Genomic DNA, 18,453 nt, shown 5'->3' with positions numbered 1-18,453 from the left:
TGATTTATTTTATTAAGAATATATAACTAATGGAGCGATTCGTTAAACACCGCTACGGAAATACACTTCGCTGAATTTGTGCTGTTCAACTTTCTTATATAATTGAGTATCTTTTAATAAATGAATAAATGATAATTCTTCTGATATTAGCCAAAAATGGTCACGCTCCTAAAAACAGTGTTGATTGGAGCGGAGGGCAGTCGACTCCTCGAAAATAAAGGGCAATTTTCTTCGTGCGATGTAATGCTGCCGTAGCCTTCCTTGTCCTGCGGGAAGAGAGGCCTAGATGAGACCCCGCAGTGCGATAGCACGAGGAGGCTCATCAGCCGCCCGCGGAAAGTGACTCCCCGGAGCGGAAATCAACAACGCACTACATTACACATTTATCTTTAATTAAGTTAATCAGGAGTCTATATAAAATATAAATTAAAGTTATAAAAATATCAGTATATCAAAATATCCTCATACCATTACATACAAAAATGCACCTGTTTTTAACAGATGCATTTTTTGTCTTTACTATAAAATTATCAATATGTTTAAATCCATTACTTTTTAAATCCAAATAAAACGGTTGGTATTGCACTTAAAGCTCCAATGAATAACCAATCTCTTAACGCTAGATCAGTCGTATGGAAAATTGGCTGAAGTGGTGGCCAGTATATAACGATAAGCAATAATAGAATCGAAGATAAAACCGCCAGTACTAAATACAAGTTACCAAAAGGATTTCGATCAAATATCGAATTTTCAGCTCTACAATCAAACACGTGAATGAGTTGTGCCATTACTAAGGTTGAAAAAGCCATGGTTTGAGCATAAACCAGATTTTCTGGGTTATTTTGATAGGTTAACATGAATGCTATTAAAGTGACTAAACCTATCAATATTCCGCGACTAATAATCTTATAGCCCAACCCTCTTGCAAAGACCCCTTCTCTTGGGTTACGAGGAGGACGTTTCATCACATTATCTTCTGCTTTATCCAAACCTAATGCCATTGCCGGTAATCCATCTGTTACTAAATTTACCCACAATATTTGAACTGGAACAAGTGGAAGAGGCATGGCCAATAACATAGCAAATAGCATTACCAATATTTCCCCCACATTAGATGCTAACAAGTAGCGAACAAATTTCCTTATGTTTTCATAGATATTTCTACCTTCTTGAATAGCTGACTTAATCGTAGCAAAGTTATCATCCATCAGTACTAGAGATGATGCTTCCTTAGTTACATCTGTACCACTAATTCCCATGCTTATACCAATATCACTCGCTTTAATTGCTGGAGCATCATTTACTCCATCTCCTGTCATCGCTACTATATGTCCTTTTTCCTGGAATGCTTTAACAATTTTCAATTTATGCTCTGGTGTTACTCTTGCAAAAACATAAGTATCTTCAATAACATCTTCCAGTTCTTCCACAGACATTTTATTTAATTGATGACCTTCTAAAACTAATCCTCTATCTGGTAAGAGGTTCAAATCTCTTGCAATTGCCCTCGCCGTATTAACATGATCACCTGTAATCATAACAGTCTTTATCCCTGCTTGTCGGCATTCTTCAATAGCAGATTTAACCTCTTTCCTAGGAGGATCAATCATCCCATAAAGACCAACAAATGTTAATTCATTTTCTAAAAAAGCAGCATCTATTGATTCATTACTAGACAATGGTCTTATTCCGATAGCTATAGTTCGCAATGCGTTATTTGCCATACTATCGATGGATCGTTCAATTTTATTCTTTTCTTCTTTTCTTAATAATGCTCGTCCATTCCCATTAATTTGATATGCCATCCTTGGTAGCAAGACATCCGGTGCACCCTTTGTAATTAATAGGCGCATCCCATTTTCATCTTCAATAACTACGCTCATTCGCTTTCTATCTGAATCAAAAGGAATCTCTTTTATTATTTTATAATTTTCGCTATCAATGGCTTTTAATCCTATTTTCCTTGCTGCAACTAATAGAGCACCATCCGTTGGATCTCCATCGACATAATATTTTCCTAGTTTCACAAATAGTGATGCATTATTGCAAAGCATCCCGTATAGCAGCATATTTTCAAGATGTGGAAAATCTCTGTTTACCTTTGTCTTATTGAGAAAATAATCGCCACGAATATCGTAACCGTCTCCACTCACATATAAATGCTTTCCATTAAGAAAAACTTCTTTAACTGTCATCTGATTTTCTGTCATTGTTCCCGTTTTATCTGAACAAATGACCGAAGCTGTACCTAAAGTCTCTACAGCAGATAGTTTTCTTACAATAGCTTTTTTCTTAATCATTCGTTGTACTCCAAGAGATAACGCTACGGTAACTATTGCTGGTAAACCTTCAGGAATTGCAGCTACTGCTAAGGAGACACCTGCCAAAAACATTTGATATGTTGGGTTCCCTTGCATGACACCAAGCACAACCACTAAGGCCGTTAACAATAAGGCAACAACAATTAATATCTTCCCTAGCTCAGCAAGCCTTCTCTCTAGTGGAGTGGTCTGTTTCTTTGTATTTGCCATTAATGATGCAATCTGTCCCATTACCGTGTTCATTCCTGTACCAACTACAATACCAATGCCTGACCCACGAGTAACTAATGTACCCATAAAGCCCATATTTGCTTGGTCTTGCGCTTCTAACTCTGGATTTTGGATAGCACTTGCATGTTTGGCAACAGGGAGAGACTCTCCGGTTAACGCGGATTCTTCTGTTTCCATGCTATTGGATTTGGTGATACGAATATCAGCAGGAATTCTATCTCCACTATTAATTCTTACAACGTCTCCAACAACTACTTCTTTTGATGGAACTTTTTCCCACTTACCATCTCTTAGTACATTTGCCATCGGTGCAGATAGCTCTTTTAATTTATCCAATGACTTTTCGGCCTTCTGTTCTTGAAAATATCCGATAAAACCATTTACCAACACAATAACCATGATAGCAATTGCATCAATGTATTCACCTAGAAGGCCAGCAATTAACGTTGCTGCTAATAAAACAAGTACCATGAAGTCTTGGAACTGTTTTAGAAAAATCAGCCATTTAGGTGTATGTTTTTGCGATTCTAGTTGATTTGATCCATACTGTTTACGTCGTTCATCAATTTGTTTTAACGACAGTCCTTTTGTAGACAAAACATGCAATTTTTGCTCTACTTTTTCTACATCTAATTGATACCACTTCATCTGCATTCCTCCGGGATAATTGTTATACTCTCTAATGGATATCTATGCATACTTGTCCTAAAAAATGCTATAATTATGGGAGGAGGTGACCTGATGGGATTCGATGGTATAGTTACTAGAGCAGTAACAGAAGAATTAAAAAACCAAATTACTCCAGGAAGAATTACAAAGATATACCAACCTACAGATACAGAACTTGTCTTCACTGTGCGCAGTCGTGGTAAGAATCACAGTTTACTATTATCGATTCACCCAACCTATGCGCGCTTTCATATAACAAATGATACATATACCAATCCAAAAGAAGCACCTATGTTTTGTATGATACTGAGAAAGCATTTGTCAGGTGCGACAATTGAGGATATTCAACAACATGGAATGGAACGGATTGTTACGTTTACACTAAAATCAAGAAATGAGATTGGAGATATTAGCCAAAAACTTCTCATCATAGAATTGATGGGTAAACACAGTAATGTCATGCTCGTGGATAAAGAGAAAGGTCACATTATTGATAGCATTAAACATATTTCCATGGCTCAAAACCGACACCGTACTATTCTACCTGGACAGAAGTATATTTTGCCTCCTACTCAGGGGAAGTTAAATATTCTTGAAATAACTGGTGAAGAATTCATAAAACGCTTGGATTTTAACGCTGGTAAAATGGACATGCAAATAGTTCAAACCCTTGATGGATTTTCTCCATTTATTGCAAAAGAGATTGTTAATAGAACTAATCCAGGATCGCTTCAAGTATATTCGGAGAAATTTAATGAACTGAAAGAGCAAATTCTGGATAATAATTATCAGCCAAGAATTTATCGTAATCAGAAAGAAGACTTTCACGTTATCCCGGTTCATTCCTTTAAGGGAGAAACAGAAATCTTTGAAGATGTAAACATTATGTTAGATACCTTCTATTCTGGAAAGGCAGAGCGAGATCGTGTCAAACAGCAAGCAAAGGACCTATACCGTTTTATAAAAAATGAAAAGAATAAAAATGAACGAAAACTAAAGAAACATCAAAAGACTATCAAAAAAGCAGAAAACGCAGATGAATATCAACGCTTAGGAGAACTTCTGACTGCACATTTACATCTTATTTCAAAAGGGGATAAAGAAGTAAGCGTCATAGATTACTATGACCCGGACCAGAAGGAAATCACCATACCAATTAATTCGAATAAAACTCCTAGTGAAAACGCACAAATCTTTTTTAAAAACTATCAAAAACTCAAAACATCTAAGCAAATCGTTGAAAAAGAAATAGAGAAGACTATGGAAGAGATTCACTACTTTGACCAATTATTACAACAAATTGACGTAGCGAGTGTTGACGATATTGAAGAAATACGTGAAGAGTTAAGAGAAGAAGGCTATTTAAAAAAACAAAGAAAATCGAAGAAAAATAAAAACAAGCCAGCTAAGCCAGTACCCGAAAAATATATCTCAACCGACAATACAGAAATTCTCGTTGGCAAAAACAATAAACAAAACGAATTTCTAACCATGAAGCTTGCCAGACGTGATGAGATATGGCTTCATACTAAAGATATACCAGGTTCTCACGTAGTTATACGTTCTCAGGAACCAAGTGAAGAAACGTTAATGGAAGCTGCTCAAATTGCAGCATATTTTAGTAAATCCCAGAACTCTTCTACTGTACCCGTAGATTATACAAAAGTACGTCATGTGAAAAAGCCAAACGGGGCTAAACCAGGATTTGTTATTTACGAAAATCAAAAAACATTATTTGTTACACCATCGAAGGAAATGGTAGATAAATTAAAAAAATAATATAAGCGCAAGTATCCTATATCAAGGAGACTTGCGCTTTATATTCTCGGTAGATATTCTACATAATCATACAATTACCAAAAAAGAAACTAAATTACTGCAGACAAACGAATAATGGTCTTAACAACTTATAGGTAGAAAGATCGTACGAATTAATCTCCTAATTTCTCCATATTGGCTCGTACAGCCTTAATTACAGCAGAACGAAATCCACTATTTTCTAGTGCTGCAACAGATTGAATGGTTGTTCCTCCAGGTGAGCAAACGTCATCTTTTAGTTTTCCTGGGTGCTCTCCTGTTTCTAGTACCATCTTCGCTGAACCAAGTAATGATTGTGCTGCTATTGTATATGCTTTCTCTCTAGGCATACCATATAGTACAGCAGCATCTGCGAGTGCTTCAATATATAAAAATCCAAAGGCAGGTGATGATCCTCCAACAGCACTTGCAATATCCATCGTATTTTCGTCAATAATTTCTACTCTGCCAAAACTTGAAAATAACCCTCTAATTTCTTCCTTTTCTTCTTCTGTGACAAATTGATTCAGACTTATACTTGTCATGCCTTCCCCAACTTCAACTGGTGTATTCGGCATCGCTTTTACTAGTTTGATTTTTCTTTGAAATCGTTCTTCATTTTGTGCTAATGTTTGCCCTGCTGCAATAAGAATAACGATTGCATCTTCCCACAAATCATCTTTGATTTCATCAATAACTGATGGATACATATCCGGAGTTACAGAGAGGAAGACAATGTCACAGTTTTGTGCGACAGATTTATTGTTTTCTGCTATATGAATTTCATAGTGTTGTTGTACATCTATTAGTTTTTCCATCGACCGATTGGAAGCATACACATTTTCAGGGTTTGTATACCCGGATGTTACAATACCACCAATAATCGCTTTTGCCATGTTGCCACAACCAATGAATCCTATTTTACTTTTCAATTTAAAAATCCTTCCCTTGCTAGTAACTAGACAAATAATAAGTTTAATATATTGCTAGTTTGATAGCAAGTAGCAAAGGTAAGAATAAATTCCGTTACCTCTAACTGGCCAATAATCAGTTCATTGCGCCCTTTTCTAAAAGATCGTTGCTTTTATCATGACATTTCTTTTCATTATTAACATAGAGTCCTGATATCTTTAATTCAGAATACTTCTCTGTCTTCGCTACGGAAACACACTACGCTTTCCGCGGGGAGCTGGTGAGCCTCCTCCGTGCTGAAAAGCTTGTGCGCCTGCGTCTTCCAGTAATGCTTCGAAGCGGGCTTTCTCGGCGCAAGGGAACAAGGAAGATTATTCAAGTAGGTCCCTCACTACGAAGTCTCACCGATGCTCTTCTTCCCGCAGGACAAGGAACGCTTCGGCAGGGTTACATCGCACGCAGAAAAAAGTGGTTTCTTTTTTCAAGGAGTCTCCGTGTATTTCCTCCGCTTAGTTCCTGCTCTACTTAATTTTTACTAGGAAAAATTCTGTATTCTAGGAGGACCAACTACCCTAAACGTGAATCTATGAAGTTTAGCTTTAATAATATCTAGTGCATGTAAAATAGCGGAGGCAGAATGCGGAGACTCCTGCGGGAAAAGCACGTGTCCGAAGACCCCGCAGGACAAGGAAAGCTTCGTCAGCGAAACATCACACGCAGAAAATGTGCTCTTCTTTTTCAAGGAAGTGGGTTTCTTCCGAGGAGGCTGAGGCCGTGCCCGCGGAAAGCGAAGTATTCTGCCGGAGCGAATGCCAGCAGAATACATTCATAAGTGTAAGCGAGAGCTAACTATTCTTAATTAAATAAATCAGGAATCTCTAACAACTGTAAAACTTCAAAAAGCAACAAATGATACAAAAAGAGCCATTAGCCAGTACAATTACCTTCATCTTTAAAATAAAGGAATGAGTACAAACAAGTAAATAATTACAAATATTTCGTATTAGTCAACGTATTTATAAAATGCTCGACTTGTGGAAGATGACGAACACCCTCCTGATAACAAATCCAAGTATCCCTTGTGACGGGTTTTCCATTTAATTTCAATGGAACATGAGGATACTCTTCCTTCATGGAATCTGATACACTCTCAGGAAGAACCGCCATGCCAATCCCTTGTTTCATAAACTGTTTACATGTTTCAATTTGATCTACAGTCATCATTTTTAATGGTTTAATATGCTCCTGGTGATAGTACAGCCAATTATCGACTTGTTCATGCATACTGTCATCACTTTTAAAGGAAATTAATGGGCGTTCTTTTATAATATCTTTAGGAAAATCCTCCGTATCAAATATATACAACGGATCTGAAAATAAGCGAATGCAATTACTATCCTTTAGTTTATCTCCACGAATAATACTAACATGATAATTTTTATAATCCCTTCTAATATCTTCACTGATACCAGTTACAAGATCAATCGTTACTTTTGGAAATTGAGCCGTATATTTTCCTAGTATTGCTGGTAAAAAGCGTTGACTAATAAGAGAGGAGCAAGCAATAGATAAGGTACCCTGGACTTCATTGCTTGATTTCTCTAACTGTGTTTTAAGTTCATTCTCCTGTTCCACTATATTCTTTGCAAAGTCTAAGATAATCTCACCGCTTGGAGTGGGCATTAATTGCTTAGATGTTCGTATAAAGATCTTTTCACCAAAATAATCTTCCATATATTTGAGTCTCTGTGTTACGGCAGGCTGAGAAATTAAAATAAGCTTCGCTGTGCCACGTATTGTCCCTACTTCATTCAGTTTTAATAATAATTCGTAGTCTTCAATTTTCATAGATGACTTCCTTTGATAAGTATTGGTTATTACTTCTGATTATAATTCAATATTTTACTTATTACATATTCCATCATATGATAAAACTAGGAAAAAGAAAAGAGGGATGGACTTGAAGGAAAAAGAGTTTGTCAAGCAAGTCTTTTCAAAAAATAAAGAAGCATACTTTACTAGCAGCACTCATGCAGATGGCTCTGACTTAGAACTTCTAGTAGAATGGCTCTCACCTCGTCACGACTTCACTATGCTGGATGTTGCAACTGGTGGGGGCCATGTGGCTAAACAGCTTTCTCCACATGTACAGACCGTCTTTGCAACAGATCTTACAAAGGACATGTTAGAGAATACAAAAATTCACTTGAATGATTATTCTAATATACACTATATCGTTGCGGACGCAGAACAATTACCATTTTTAGACCAAAGTTTTGATATGGTTACTTGTCGGATTGCAGCTCACCACTTCCCTAACCCAAATAAATTTATTAAGGAAGTTCAACGGGTATTAAAAGTAGGTGGAAAGTTTCTTTTTATTGATAATGTTGCACCAGAGGATAAACTACTTGATCCATTCATAAACAAGTTAGAAAAGATGAGGGATTACAGTCATGTACGATCCCAAACTATAACAGATTGGGAAACGCTTTTTAAAAGTTATAACCTAACTATAACCAAACAAATCAGCAGAAAGAAACAACTTCCTTATGTCGAATGGATAAACCGGACCCTGGATTCATCAGTAGACAAAAAGCGAGTGAAAAGTCATATTCTAAACTCTTCAAACAAAGTAAAAGAATACTATATGGTCAACATATTCAATAATAACATTCAATCATTTACAATTGATGAATGGATGGTTATGGCAGTAAAAGTATTATAAGGCTCTTTTCGTATAGTTTGTTGCTTTTTGAACTTTACAGTTGATAGAAACTGCTGAATTATTTAGATAAGAATTTTTTAATTAAGAATCGTGCTTTATATCCGCTACGGAAATACACTACGCATTTCCGCGGGCGGCTGGTGAGCCTCCTCGTGCTGTCGCACTGCGGGGTCTCACCGATGCCTCTCATCCCACAGGACAAGGAACACTGATTTTTATAAATTATTTCGCCAATTTATAAGCTTCAGTTTCTCCTCCTCGCATAATTCTCCGTCTTCAACCAGTGCATCTACTAATTCATCAAAGTTTGTAATCGTTTCAAATGGAAGATTTCCATCAGCAAACTGCACCTTGGATTTCTCTAGACCATATGTAAAAATAGCAAAAACACCTAGTACTTGTGCACCCTCTTCTTGCAATGCTTTTGCAGATTCTATAGATGAACCACCAGTAGATATTAAGTCTTCTATTACAACAACCTTTTGGCCTTTATGAATTGCACCTTCGATTTGATTTCCTTTTCCATGTCCTTTTGGTTTTGAACGGACATAAACCATTGGAAGATTTAGTCTGTCTGCTAACCATGCGGCATGGGGGATACCTGCTGTTGCGCAACCAGCAATGACATCCGGTTTTATTTTCATTGCTTCTATTTTGTGAACAAATGCTTCTGCGATTTTGCGGCGTATAGTTGGATAGGTCATCGTTAAACGATTGTCGCAATATATTGGTGATTTAATTCCAGATGTCCATGTGAAATAATTATTTGCATTTATCTGCACGGCTTTAATTTCCAATAAATCTCGAGCTAGTTCCTGGCTTAACTTCATCAAATGTTACACTCCCTTAGCGCTTTTTCATATGCTAATCTTGGATTTTCTGCTTGTGTAATACTTCTTCCAATAACAAGAATATCTGATCCATTCTCTGTTGCAAACTTGGGTGTAGAAATCCTTTTTTGATCATTAGACTCTGAATCTGCCAAACGTATTCCTGGAGTTACTGTTAAGAAATCCTTGCCACAGTTCTCTTTAATTTGCTTGGCTTCATGAACAGAACATACCACGCCATCTGCTCCATTATTTTGGGAAAATTTAGCGAAGTAAACTGCATTTTCTATTATATCTCCCGGAATCAATAATTCATTATTTAATACCTCTTTATCCATAGATGTCAGGATGGTAACTGCTATTAATCTAGTTGGATAACTACCATTTGCCAGGCCCTCATTTGCCGCCTGAATCATCTGACTCCCCCCGAGAGCATGCACATTGACGATATCCACACCAAGTTCCGAGAGATTTCGCATCGCACGTTTCACAGTGGTAGGTATGTCGTGAAGCTTTAAATCTAGAAAGATAGAATGATTTCTTCTCTTTAATTTTTCTATTACTGCAGGTCCTTCTCGATAAAATAGTTCCATTCCCACCTTTACCGGAATACCATGAAACTCATTTACTTCCAAAAATTTTTCGGTTTCTTTCCAAGTAGGGAAATCAAGCGCAGTGTATATAAAATCTCTTTCCATTAAAAGACCGCCTTTCCGATTGCATCTTGCACCGAGTTAATGCCATACTTTTCTAACGTACTAGGTAAATTATCAATAATTTCCGAGCAAATAAAAGGATTTGTGAAATTAGCAGCTCCCACAGCCACAGCACTTGCTCCTGCAAGCAGAAATTCCAGTACATCTTCTGCATTGCTAATTCCACCCATACCAATAATAGGAATAGACACTTGCTGTTTTACTTCATAAATCATTCGAATTGCTATCGGCTTAATCGCTGGACCTGATAACCCTCCAGTTTTATTGGAGAGTAGTGGTTTTTGAGTTGGTAAATGAATTTGCATGCCAGTTATGGTATTAATCATAGATAAACCATCTGCTCCTGCTTTTTCCACTGCTTTTGCCATCGAAACAAAATCTGTTACGTTAGGAGATAACTTAACATATACTGGGAGATTACTGGCCTCCTTTACCTTTTCGGTAACTTTTGCTGCCATATATGGGTCTGTTCCAAACTGAATGCCACCTTCTTTAACATTAGGACAAGAGATATTTAACTCTAATGCACATACATCCTTTGCCTCATTAAAAGTACTCGCTACGAATTCATACTCTTCCAAAGTACTTCCTGCTACATTAGCAATAATAGCGGTGTCATATTTTGCCAGAAATGGCACTTCATTTTCTATGATTTTTTCCACCCCAGGATTCTGTAGACCAATAGCATTTAACATACCCGATGAAGTTTCAGCTACACGTGGTGTATCGTTCCCCAGTCTTGCTTCACCAGTTGCTGCTTTCATAATTACTGCACCCAATTTGCCTAAATCATAAAACTGACTGTATTCTCTTCCAAAACCAAAGCAACCAGAAGCTGGCATAACGGGATTTTTTAAGTTTAAACCAGGTAAATGAACTTCTAAATTCATCATAGTACAACCTCCAAGACATCAAACACAGGTCCATCACTACAGATCTTTTTATAACCTTCTTCTGTTTGTGCTGGTACTACACACGCATAGCAAGCACCAATACCACACCCCATACGTTCTTCCAATGAAATAGATCCACGCTTACCTTCCAGTGTATTTTTTACTGATTTTAGCATCGGGATTGGACCACAAGAATAGTAGTGATCAAATCCTCTAACTTTGCATAAAACATCTGTCACAAAACCTTTAGCACCATATGAACCATCATTGGTAACAATATGGGTTTTTCCTAGTTCTTTAAACTTCTCTTCATAAAAAACATATTCCTTTGATTGAAAACCTAAAACGGACACAACCTGTATATTACGTTCACTATACTTTTTACCAAGAGAATACATAGGAGGAACTCCAATCCCACCTCCTATTAATAACGCAGTATCTCCTTCTTCCAAACACATATCAAAACCATTACCACTTGGTCCGAGAACATCTAATAACATGCCTTCAGTAACCTTAGCCAATTGTTCGGTTCCATCCCCGAGTTTTTTGAAAAGAATTGTTACAGTCTGTCTATCCTTATTTATATCAGCAATAGAGATTGGTCGTCTTAAAGTATGCCCGTCAAGGAAAATATGCAGAAACTGTCCAGGTACTGAAGTCTCACTTATATACGTATTTTGTAACACCATTTCTGTTGTGTCTTTCGCAACTTGTCTAGATGAGATAACACGCATCTTTTCTTTTTTTATCATAGTACCACTGCCTCTTTGCTATTTTTACTAATCATTGGTTTGGCACTAAATGTAGTGGAATCAATAACATTTAGTATTGCATTCGCTGTATCTAAGTTAGTTAAACATGCAATGCCATGTTCTACTGCTTCCCGGCGAATAAGGAAACCATCTGATCGCGGCTTTTTACCAGAATTTAATGTATTAATGACAAATTGGACATGGCCATTTTCAATGGTTGATAAGATGTTTGGAGCATTTGACCCTACTTTCTCTACTTGTATGACTGGAATACCTAACTTCTCTACAAAATCAGCCGTTCCTTTCGTTCCATATAACTGAAAGCCAAGCTGATGGAAACGCTCTGCAATTTCACCGACTTCTTTTTTATCCTTATCAGCAACAGTTAATAGAACGCCGCCCTCCTGAGGTATTTTTATTCCTGAAGCGACTAATCCTTTATACAAAGCTTTTTCCAATGTCTGATCATAGCCTATGGCTTCCCCAGTTGATTTCATTTCTGGACCTAAAATCGTATCTACACTTCGAAGTTTTTCGAATGAAAAAACTGGAACTTTTACAGAAACTAGATTTTTCTCTGGTAATATACCAGATTGATAACCCATATTTGACAGCTTTGTACCTAAGATACATTTTGTTGCAATATTCGCCATTGCTACCCCAGTTATTTTACTTAAAAAAGGAATGGTTCTGCTCGCTCTTGGGTTAACTTCTAAAATATAGACATCTTCACCTTTTACAATAAATTGGATATTAATTAATCCTTTCACACAAAGAGTTTCAGAGATTTTCTTTGCTGCTTCCATACATTTTTGCTTGATTGTATCATTGATTCGTTGTGGAGGATAGACAGCCATAGAATCCCCTGAATGAACACCAGAACGCTCAATATGTTCCATAATTCCTGGAACAATTGTTGTAACTCCATCACTGATTGCATCCACTTCCACTTCAATTCCTGTTACATATTTATCTATTAATATCGGATGTTCAGGGTTAATGTGATCTGATTTCTGTAAATAGCGGTGGAGTTCATCATCACTATAGACAATTTCCATCTTGCTTCCTCCGATAACATAAGATGGACGTACTAGTACGGGATATCCTATTTCATTTGCGACGTCTTTAGCCTTCTCTAAATTACGAACCGCTTTACCTTTTGGTCTTAATAGTTCAAGTTCGTCTAATAAATCTTCAAATTTATCGCGGTCTTCTGCACGATCAATAGATTCAAGGCTTGTTCCTAGAATTTGAACCCCTCTTCGCTCCAGTCCTTCTGCTAGATTAATAGCTGTTTGGCCACCGAATTGTACGATAACTCCTTCAGGTTTCTCTAGATTTACAACATGCATAACATCTTCTAATGTTAAAGGTTCGAAGTAAAGTTTATCAGAGATACTGAAGTCCGTAGATACCGTTTCAGGATTGTTGTTCATGATGATTGCTTCATATCCCAGCTCTTTTATAGCAAGTACTGAATGGACAGTTGCATAATCAAATTCTATTCCTTGGCCAATACGTATTGGTCCCGATCCTAATACTAGGATTTTCTTACTGCCTGATGCAATAGATTCATTTTCATCTTCGTATGTACTATAGAAGTAAGGCGTTTCAGACTCAAATTCTGCTGCACAGGTGTCTACCATTTTGTAAACTGGATATATTCCTTCTTTCATCCGAAAATTATATACTTCATCAATAGCTACATTCCACAGCCTGGCAATCTGGGCATCCGCTATCCCTACCTCTTTAGCTAACCGAGTTAATTCAATAGAAAACGGTCGTTTTACTAACTCGATCTCAAATTGAACAAGACGTTGGATTTTAGTTAGGAAGAAACGATCAATCTTCGTTATGTTAAAAACATCATCTACTGTCAATCCGCGACGAAAAACTTCTGCTAACACAAATATCCGTTCGTCATCAGCATTGACTAGACGTTTTACTAATACCTCTGTTTCTTCTGTTTCTAATGCTTTTTGCCACAATTCCTCTGTTCCACTTTCCAGTGAACGTATTCCTTTTAATAAAGATTCCTCCAAGTTACGACCAATTGCCATTATTTCTCCAGTAGCTTTCATTTGTGTTCCCAGTTTGCGATTCCCCATGGTGAATTTATCAAATGGGAAACGAGGTATTTTTGTAACAACATAATCTAGAGATGGCTCAAACATAGCGAATGTCGTACCAGTAATTGGATTTATAATTTCATCTAAAGTATAACCAACTGCTATTTTTGCCGCTACTTTTGCAATAGGATAGCCAGTTGCTTTAGATGCAAGTGCTGACGATCTGCTTACCCTTGGGTTTACTTCAATAATATAATAATTAAAACTGTTTGGATCTAATGCTAGCTGAACATTACACCCACCTTCAATTTTTAGGGCACGAATGATTTTTAATGACGCATTACGCAGCATATGATATTCTCTGTCACTCAAAGTCTGAGAGGGCGCAACAACAATTGAGTCTCCTGTATGGATTCCAACCGGATCTACATTTTCCATGTTACAAACAACGATTGCCTGATCATTCTTATCGCGCATTACTTCATATTCTATTTCTTTGTATCCAGCAATATTTCTTTCAATTAGACATTGTTTAACAGGGGATAAAGTGAGACCATTTCTAGTAATTTCTTCCAGTTCTGCTTTATTATAGCACATTCCTCCGCCAGTTCCGCCAAGTGTGTACGCAGGTCGAACAATTAATGGAAAGCCTATACGCTCCGCAAAGTGGAGAGCTTCTTCTACCGTATGAACAATACTGCTTTCAGGTACAGGTTCCTCTAATTCTTGCATCAAGCATCTGAATTTTTCCCGATCTTCCGCTTTTTCAATGGCTTCTAAAGAAGTACCAAGTAATTCAACACTATATTTGTTTAGCACCCCAGATTCTTCAAGTGCAATTGCTAAGTTCAACCCCGTTTGGCCTCCTAAAGTAGGGAGCAAGGCATCTGGCTGTTCTTTACGGATTATCTTTGTTAAGAACTCGATTGTGAGTGGTTCCATATAAACTTTATCTGCAACTGTATGATCGGTCATAATTGTTGCAGGGTTCGAATTTGCTAAGATAACCGTATAACCTTCTTCTTTCAATGACTGACAAGCCTGTGTTCCAGAATAATCAAACTCAGCAGCCTGACCAATGACAATAGGTCCAGAACCAATAACAAGTATTTTTTCTAACTTTATATTTTTAGGCATAGATTTCAACCTCTTTCTGTTTTTGATTCTTTTGAATCATCGTTAAAAACTCATCAAACAAATCATTTGTATCCTCTGGACCTGGTGATGACTCGGGATGATATTGTACAGAAAAAGCTGGATATAGACTATGTTTAATCCCCTCAACTGTCTTATCATTTAATGCAACTTGTGTTAACTCTAGACCTGTCCCTTTCAGTGAGGCTTCCTGAACAGCATAACTATGATTCTGTGATGTCAAGTAGGTTTTATTAGTACGAATATCTTTTACTGGATGATTAGCTCCTCTATGTCCAAATTTCATTTTTTCGGTATCCGCACCATTTGCTAGTGCTAATAGTTGGTGTCCTAAGCAAATACCGAAGATAGGAATCCTACGAATCACTTGCTTAATCATTTCAATAGGTTCTGGAACATTTTTCGGGTTTCCAGGGCCATTCGTTAGCACCATACCATCCGGTTTTAGCCGTAAAATATTTTCTGCACTATAGTTATACGGTACAACGGTAATGTGACAATCCCGCTTTGTCAATTCACGCAATATCCCATGTTTGGCACCTAAATCAACCATAACAATTCTTTTTCCACGTCCAGGAACAACATAAGGTTTAATAGTTGAAGTACGTTTTACCTGATTACTCGGCAAATTTGTAGTTTTCAGTTCACTAAGATGCTTTTCCTTTGAATGATCTATGTCAGCAATTATCCCCTTCATCGTCCCATGCTTCCGAATGATTTTGGTTAGCTTTCTAGTATCAACTCCTGATATTCCTGGTATATCATGGGCCTTTAGAAACTGGTCTAAACTCTCTTCACTTCTGAAGTTGGATGGGTCAGAACTTAATTCCTTTACAATTAACCCATTAATAAATGGTGTAACTGTTTCAAAATCGTCCCGATTAATACCGTAATTTCCAATAAGTGGATATGTCATCGTAATAATTTGGCCACAATACGATGGATCAGTAATTACTTCCTGGTATCCTGTCATTCCTGTGTTAAACACAACTTCACCTGTCTGCGAACGTTCACTACCAAAACCAGTTCCATTAAAAACTGTTCCATCCTCAAGTATCAACTGTCGCTTAACCATGTAAATCCCCCTCATCGATATAGACAACTTTACCTTCAACCATCGTCAACACCGGCTTACCATAAACGTTCCAATTATCAAACGGTGTATTTCTTCCTTTTGAATGAAAAGTCTCTTTATCTATAATCGTATTTTTCTCTAAATCTACAACTGTAATATCTGCTACACTACCTTCTTCTAATCTTCCATAAGGCAGTTGAAATACTTCTGCTGGTCTGATAGTTAACCAATCTACCAATTGTTTTAACGTAACTTTACTCGTCTTTACGAGATGGGTATATAACAAACTAAACGCTGTTTCTAAACCCACAATTCCGAATGGTGCATCCATCATGCCAGTAGTTTTTTCCCAAACAGCGTGTGGCGCATGATCCGTTGCAATACAATCTATGGTTCCGTCAAGTAAACCTTCAAGTAAGGCTTCTTGGTCTTTCTTCCCGCGAAGAGGTGGATTCATTTTAAAATTCGTAGAGGCTATCGTAATATCCTCTTCATTTAGTAGCAAATGATGTGGAGTTACTTCCGCAGTAACATTTATACCTGCTCGTTTCGCATCACGAATGACACGAACAGATTCCTTCGTACTAACATGACAAACATGATAATGACTACCAGTTGCTTCAGACAGCAATACATCTCTTGCAATCTGTACAGATTCACTTATTGAAGGTATACCAGGCAGATTTAGAGATTCACTTACTTTCCCCTCATGTACAACCCCGCCATAGACAACCGAATTATCTTCACAGTGTGCAACAATTGGAGTTCCTACAGCTTGAGCGCGTTTCATTACTTCAAACATCATGTCTGTTGTTTGTATTCCGACTCCGTCATCTGTAAACGCAAAAATGCCCATTTCAGCAAGTTTTTCTATATTCGTTAATTCTTCACCCTTTAGATTTTTCGTAATGGATGCATATGGCAACACCCTTACTTGTGCATCCTCGTGTATTTTGTCAAATAGCGCCTCAACAGATTCCACATTATCTAGGACCGGATTGGTATTAGGCATTGCACAAACAGTAGTAAAACCACCATGAGCGGCAGCTTTCGTACCCGTTAGAATTGTTTCTTTATGCTCTCCACCTGGTTCTCGCAAATGTATATGAACATCGATAAACCCCGGTAAGACAAGCTTGCCTTCTAAGTTTATTACTATATCTGCTTCTTCGGTAATTCCAGGTTGAATTTTCTTTATCGCTTTATCCTCGATTAAAATATCACAAGATTCCATTTCATTTGACGGCAGCATACGTTTTGTATTCTTCAAGATTTTTTTCACGAATAATCCCCCATTCTTCTAATAAATACATCATAATTGCCATTCTTATATAAACCCCATTAGCCATCTGTTTGAAGATTCGTGATTTCGAGCACTCTACTAAATCACTATCTATTTCCACACCACGATTAATCGGTGCTGGATGCATAATAATGGCGTGCTTTTTCATTTTTCTTTCTCTTAATCTGGTTAGTCCATATAAATCTAAATAATTCGATGTTTCTGTTTTATGCACATGTCTCTCGTGCTGAATCCTTAATAGCATCATGACATCACAAATTTCCACTGCCTCGTCCATCGAGATATACGTTCCAGGCAAGTCGTCATCCTCAAATCCTGGTGCTGCGCAAAGATACACTTCTGCACCTAATTTCTGTAATGCTTGCATGTTGGATTTTGCTACTCGACTATGTTTGATATCTCCTACAATAGCTACTTTCAAGTCTTTAAAGGATGCATATTCCTGATAAATGGTTAAAAGATCAAGCATACATTGTGTTGGATGTTCCGCTTTTCCTGCTCCTGCATTAATTATAGGAATCGATAATTTATTTTCCAGATCTTTAAACCATTTATCCGACTCATGTCGAATCACAAGCATATTAGCCCCAATTGCTTCAAATGTTTTGACTGTATCATATAAGGACTCACCTTTTAATACGCTAGATGATTCCGAATGAAAATCTAATACTTCCAAACCTAACTTTTTTTGAGCTACGGTAAAACTCATTTTTGTCCTTGTACTCGGTTCAAAAAAAAGATTTGCTACAAACACTTGATCTTTTATCTTATAGTTTTTCAAACGATAATACTCTGCTCTTTGTAATACGTTAAAGATCTCTTCTTTCGAAAGCTGATCTGCAGAAATAAAGTTTTTCATAGCTCCTCCTTAAATTGCATGAATAATAAAAAAACCTCTTTGCATAAAAGGCTGCAAAGAGGTAGACGTGTAGATTCATAAATATCATACACGCTATCTAAAACAACCTTCTAAATCTCTCTGGATTTAATTAAAAGTTGAAC

At 37.1% G+C, this 18,453-nt stretch carries 13 protein-coding genes; 2 read left to right on the top strand and 11 right to left on the bottom strand.

Annotated elements, in window-relative coordinates; genetic code table 11:
- Window positions 1-548: 548 nt before the first annotated feature.
- Window positions 549-3,200: a calcium-translocating P-type ATPase, SERCA-type gene (locus D8M06_RS01080; protein ID WP_121202507.1), complete on the bottom strand. Its 2,652-nt coding sequence runs from the start codon at window positions 3,198-3,200 to the stop codon at window positions 549-551.
- A 93-nt stretch (window positions 3,201-3,293) separates the two neighbouring features.
- On the opposite strand from D8M06_RS01080, the gene D8M06_RS01075 reads away from it, so the two are divergent.
- On the top strand, window positions 3,294-5,000 hold the full coding sequence (locus D8M06_RS01075; protein WP_121202506.1) for an Rqc2 family fibronectin-binding protein: 1,707 nt from the start codon (window positions 3,294-3,296) through the stop codon (window positions 4,998-5,000).
- A 152-nt stretch (window positions 5,001-5,152) separates the two neighbouring features.
- On the opposite strand, the gene proC is transcribed toward D8M06_RS01075, so the two are convergent.
- Both proC and D8M06_RS01065 read right to left on the bottom strand, forming a co-directional pair.
- Window positions 5,153-5,950: a pyrroline-5-carboxylate reductase gene (gene proC, locus D8M06_RS01070; protein ID WP_121202505.1), complete on the bottom strand. Its 798-nt coding sequence runs from the start codon at window positions 5,948-5,950 to the stop codon at window positions 5,153-5,155.
- A gap of 967 nt (window positions 5,951-6,917) precedes the next feature.
- Window positions 6,918-7,778, bottom strand: coding sequence for a LysR family transcriptional regulator (locus D8M06_RS01065; RefSeq protein ID WP_121202504.1), 861 nt, complete (start codon window positions 7,776-7,778; stop codon window positions 6,918-6,920).
- A gap of 106 nt (window positions 7,779-7,884) precedes the next feature.
- Here D8M06_RS01065 and D8M06_RS01060 point away from each other — a divergent pair, with 106 nt between their 5' ends.
- On the top strand, window positions 7,885-8,658 hold the full coding sequence (locus tag D8M06_RS01060) for a class I SAM-dependent methyltransferase (RefSeq protein ID WP_121202503.1): 774 nt from the start codon (window positions 7,885-7,887) through the stop codon (window positions 8,656-8,658).
- A 215-nt stretch (window positions 8,659-8,873) separates the two neighbouring features.
- Here the strand turns inward: D8M06_RS01060 and pyrE are convergent, their stop codons facing one another.
- The 8 genes from pyrE to D8M06_RS01020 are packed head-to-tail and all read right to left on the bottom strand — an operon-like array spanning window position 8,874 to window position 18,310.
- Window positions 8,874-9,488, bottom strand: a complete 615-nt coding sequence (gene pyrE, locus D8M06_RS01055; RefSeq protein WP_121202502.1) for an orotate phosphoribosyltransferase — start codon at window positions 9,486-9,488, stop codon at window positions 8,874-8,876.
- Window positions 9,488-10,186, bottom strand: coding sequence for an orotidine-5'-phosphate decarboxylase (gene pyrF / locus D8M06_RS01050; protein WP_121202501.1), 699 nt, complete (start codon window positions 10,184-10,186; stop codon window positions 9,488-9,490). The genes pyrE and pyrF overlap by 1 nt, the downstream gene beginning before the upstream one ends.
- On the bottom strand, window positions 10,186-11,094 hold the full coding sequence (locus tag D8M06_RS01045) for a dihydroorotate dehydrogenase (protein ID WP_121203068.1): 909 nt from the start codon (window positions 11,092-11,094) through the stop codon (window positions 10,186-10,188). Before D8M06_RS01045 ends, pyrF begins: the two co-directional genes overlap by 1 nt.
- Window positions 11,094-11,849, bottom strand: coding sequence for a dihydroorotate dehydrogenase electron transfer subunit (locus D8M06_RS01040; protein ID WP_121202500.1), 756 nt, complete (start codon window positions 11,847-11,849; stop codon window positions 11,094-11,096). The genes D8M06_RS01045 and D8M06_RS01040 overlap by 1 nt, the downstream gene beginning before the upstream one ends.
- Window positions 11,846-15,055: a carbamoyl-phosphate synthase large subunit gene (carB, locus tag D8M06_RS01035; protein WP_121202499.1), complete on the bottom strand. Its 3,210-nt coding sequence runs from the start codon at window positions 15,053-15,055 to the stop codon at window positions 11,846-11,848. Before carB ends, D8M06_RS01040 begins: the two co-directional genes overlap by 4 nt.
- On the bottom strand, window positions 15,048-16,148 hold the full coding sequence (locus tag D8M06_RS01030) for a carbamoyl phosphate synthase small subunit (protein ID WP_121202498.1): 1,101 nt from the start codon (window positions 16,146-16,148) through the stop codon (window positions 15,048-15,050). The genes carB and D8M06_RS01030 overlap by 8 nt, the downstream gene beginning before the upstream one ends.
- Window positions 16,141-17,430, bottom strand: a complete 1,290-nt coding sequence (locus D8M06_RS01025) for a dihydroorotase (protein ID WP_121202497.1) — start codon at window positions 17,428-17,430, stop codon at window positions 16,141-16,143. The genes D8M06_RS01030 and D8M06_RS01025 overlap by 8 nt, the downstream gene beginning before the upstream one ends.
- On the bottom strand, window positions 17,384-18,310 hold the full coding sequence (locus D8M06_RS01020; RefSeq protein WP_121202496.1) for an aspartate carbamoyltransferase catalytic subunit: 927 nt from the start codon (window positions 18,308-18,310) through the stop codon (window positions 17,384-17,386). Before D8M06_RS01020 ends, D8M06_RS01025 begins: the two co-directional genes overlap by 47 nt.
- Window positions 18,311-18,453 lie beyond the last annotated feature (143 nt).

It is taken from the genome of Oceanobacillus halophilus (assembly GCF_003628505.1).
GTDB lineage: Bacteria > Bacillota > Bacilli > Bacillales > Amphibacillaceae > Oceanobacillus > Oceanobacillus halophilus.
The sequence above is the reverse complement of the archived record's forward strand: the minus strand, read 5'-3'. Positions and strand labels throughout refer to the sequence as shown.

Excerpts from the sequence above, each read along its gene's own strand:
- D8M06_RS01075 (WP_121202506.1), top strand. The coding sequence starts at position 3,294 with ATGGGATTCGATGGTATAGTTACTAGAGCAGTAACAGAAGAATTAAAA.
- D8M06_RS01040 (WP_121202500.1), bottom strand. The coding sequence starts at position 11,849 with ATGATAAAAAAAGAAAAGATGCGTGTTATCTCATCTAGACAAGTTGCG.
- D8M06_RS01030 (WP_121202498.1), bottom strand. The coding sequence starts at position 16,148 with ATGGTTAAGCGACAGTTGATACTTGAGGATGGAACAGTTTTTAATGGA.
- D8M06_RS01065 (WP_121202504.1), bottom strand. The coding sequence starts at position 7,778 with ATGAAAATTGAAGACTACGAATTATTATTAAAACTGAATGAAGTAGGG.
- D8M06_RS01060 (WP_121202503.1), top strand. The coding sequence starts at position 7,885 with ATGGACTTGAAGGAAAAAGAGTTTGTCAAGCAAGTCTTTTCAAAAAAT.
- D8M06_RS01045 (WP_121203068.1), bottom strand. The coding sequence starts at position 11,094 with ATGAATTTAGAAGTTCATTTACCTGGTTTAAACTTAAAAAATCCCGTT.
- D8M06_RS01080 (WP_121202507.1), bottom strand. The coding sequence starts at position 3,200 with ATGAAGTGGTATCAATTAGATGTAGAAAAAGTAGAGCAAAAATTGCAT.
- pyrE (WP_121202502.1), bottom strand. The coding sequence starts at position 9,488 with ATGAAGTTAAGCCAGGAACTAGCTCGAGATTTATTGGAAATTAAAGCC.
- carB (WP_121202499.1), bottom strand. The coding sequence starts at position 15,055 with ATGCCTAAAAATATAAAGTTAGAAAAAATACTTGTTATTGGTTCTGGA.
- pyrF (WP_121202501.1), bottom strand. The coding sequence starts at position 10,186 with ATGGAAAGAGATTTTATATACACTGCGCTTGATTTCCCTACTTGGAAA.
- D8M06_RS01020 (WP_121202496.1), bottom strand. The coding sequence starts at position 18,310 with ATGAAAAACTTTATTTCTGCAGATCAGCTTTCGAAAGAAGAGATCTTT.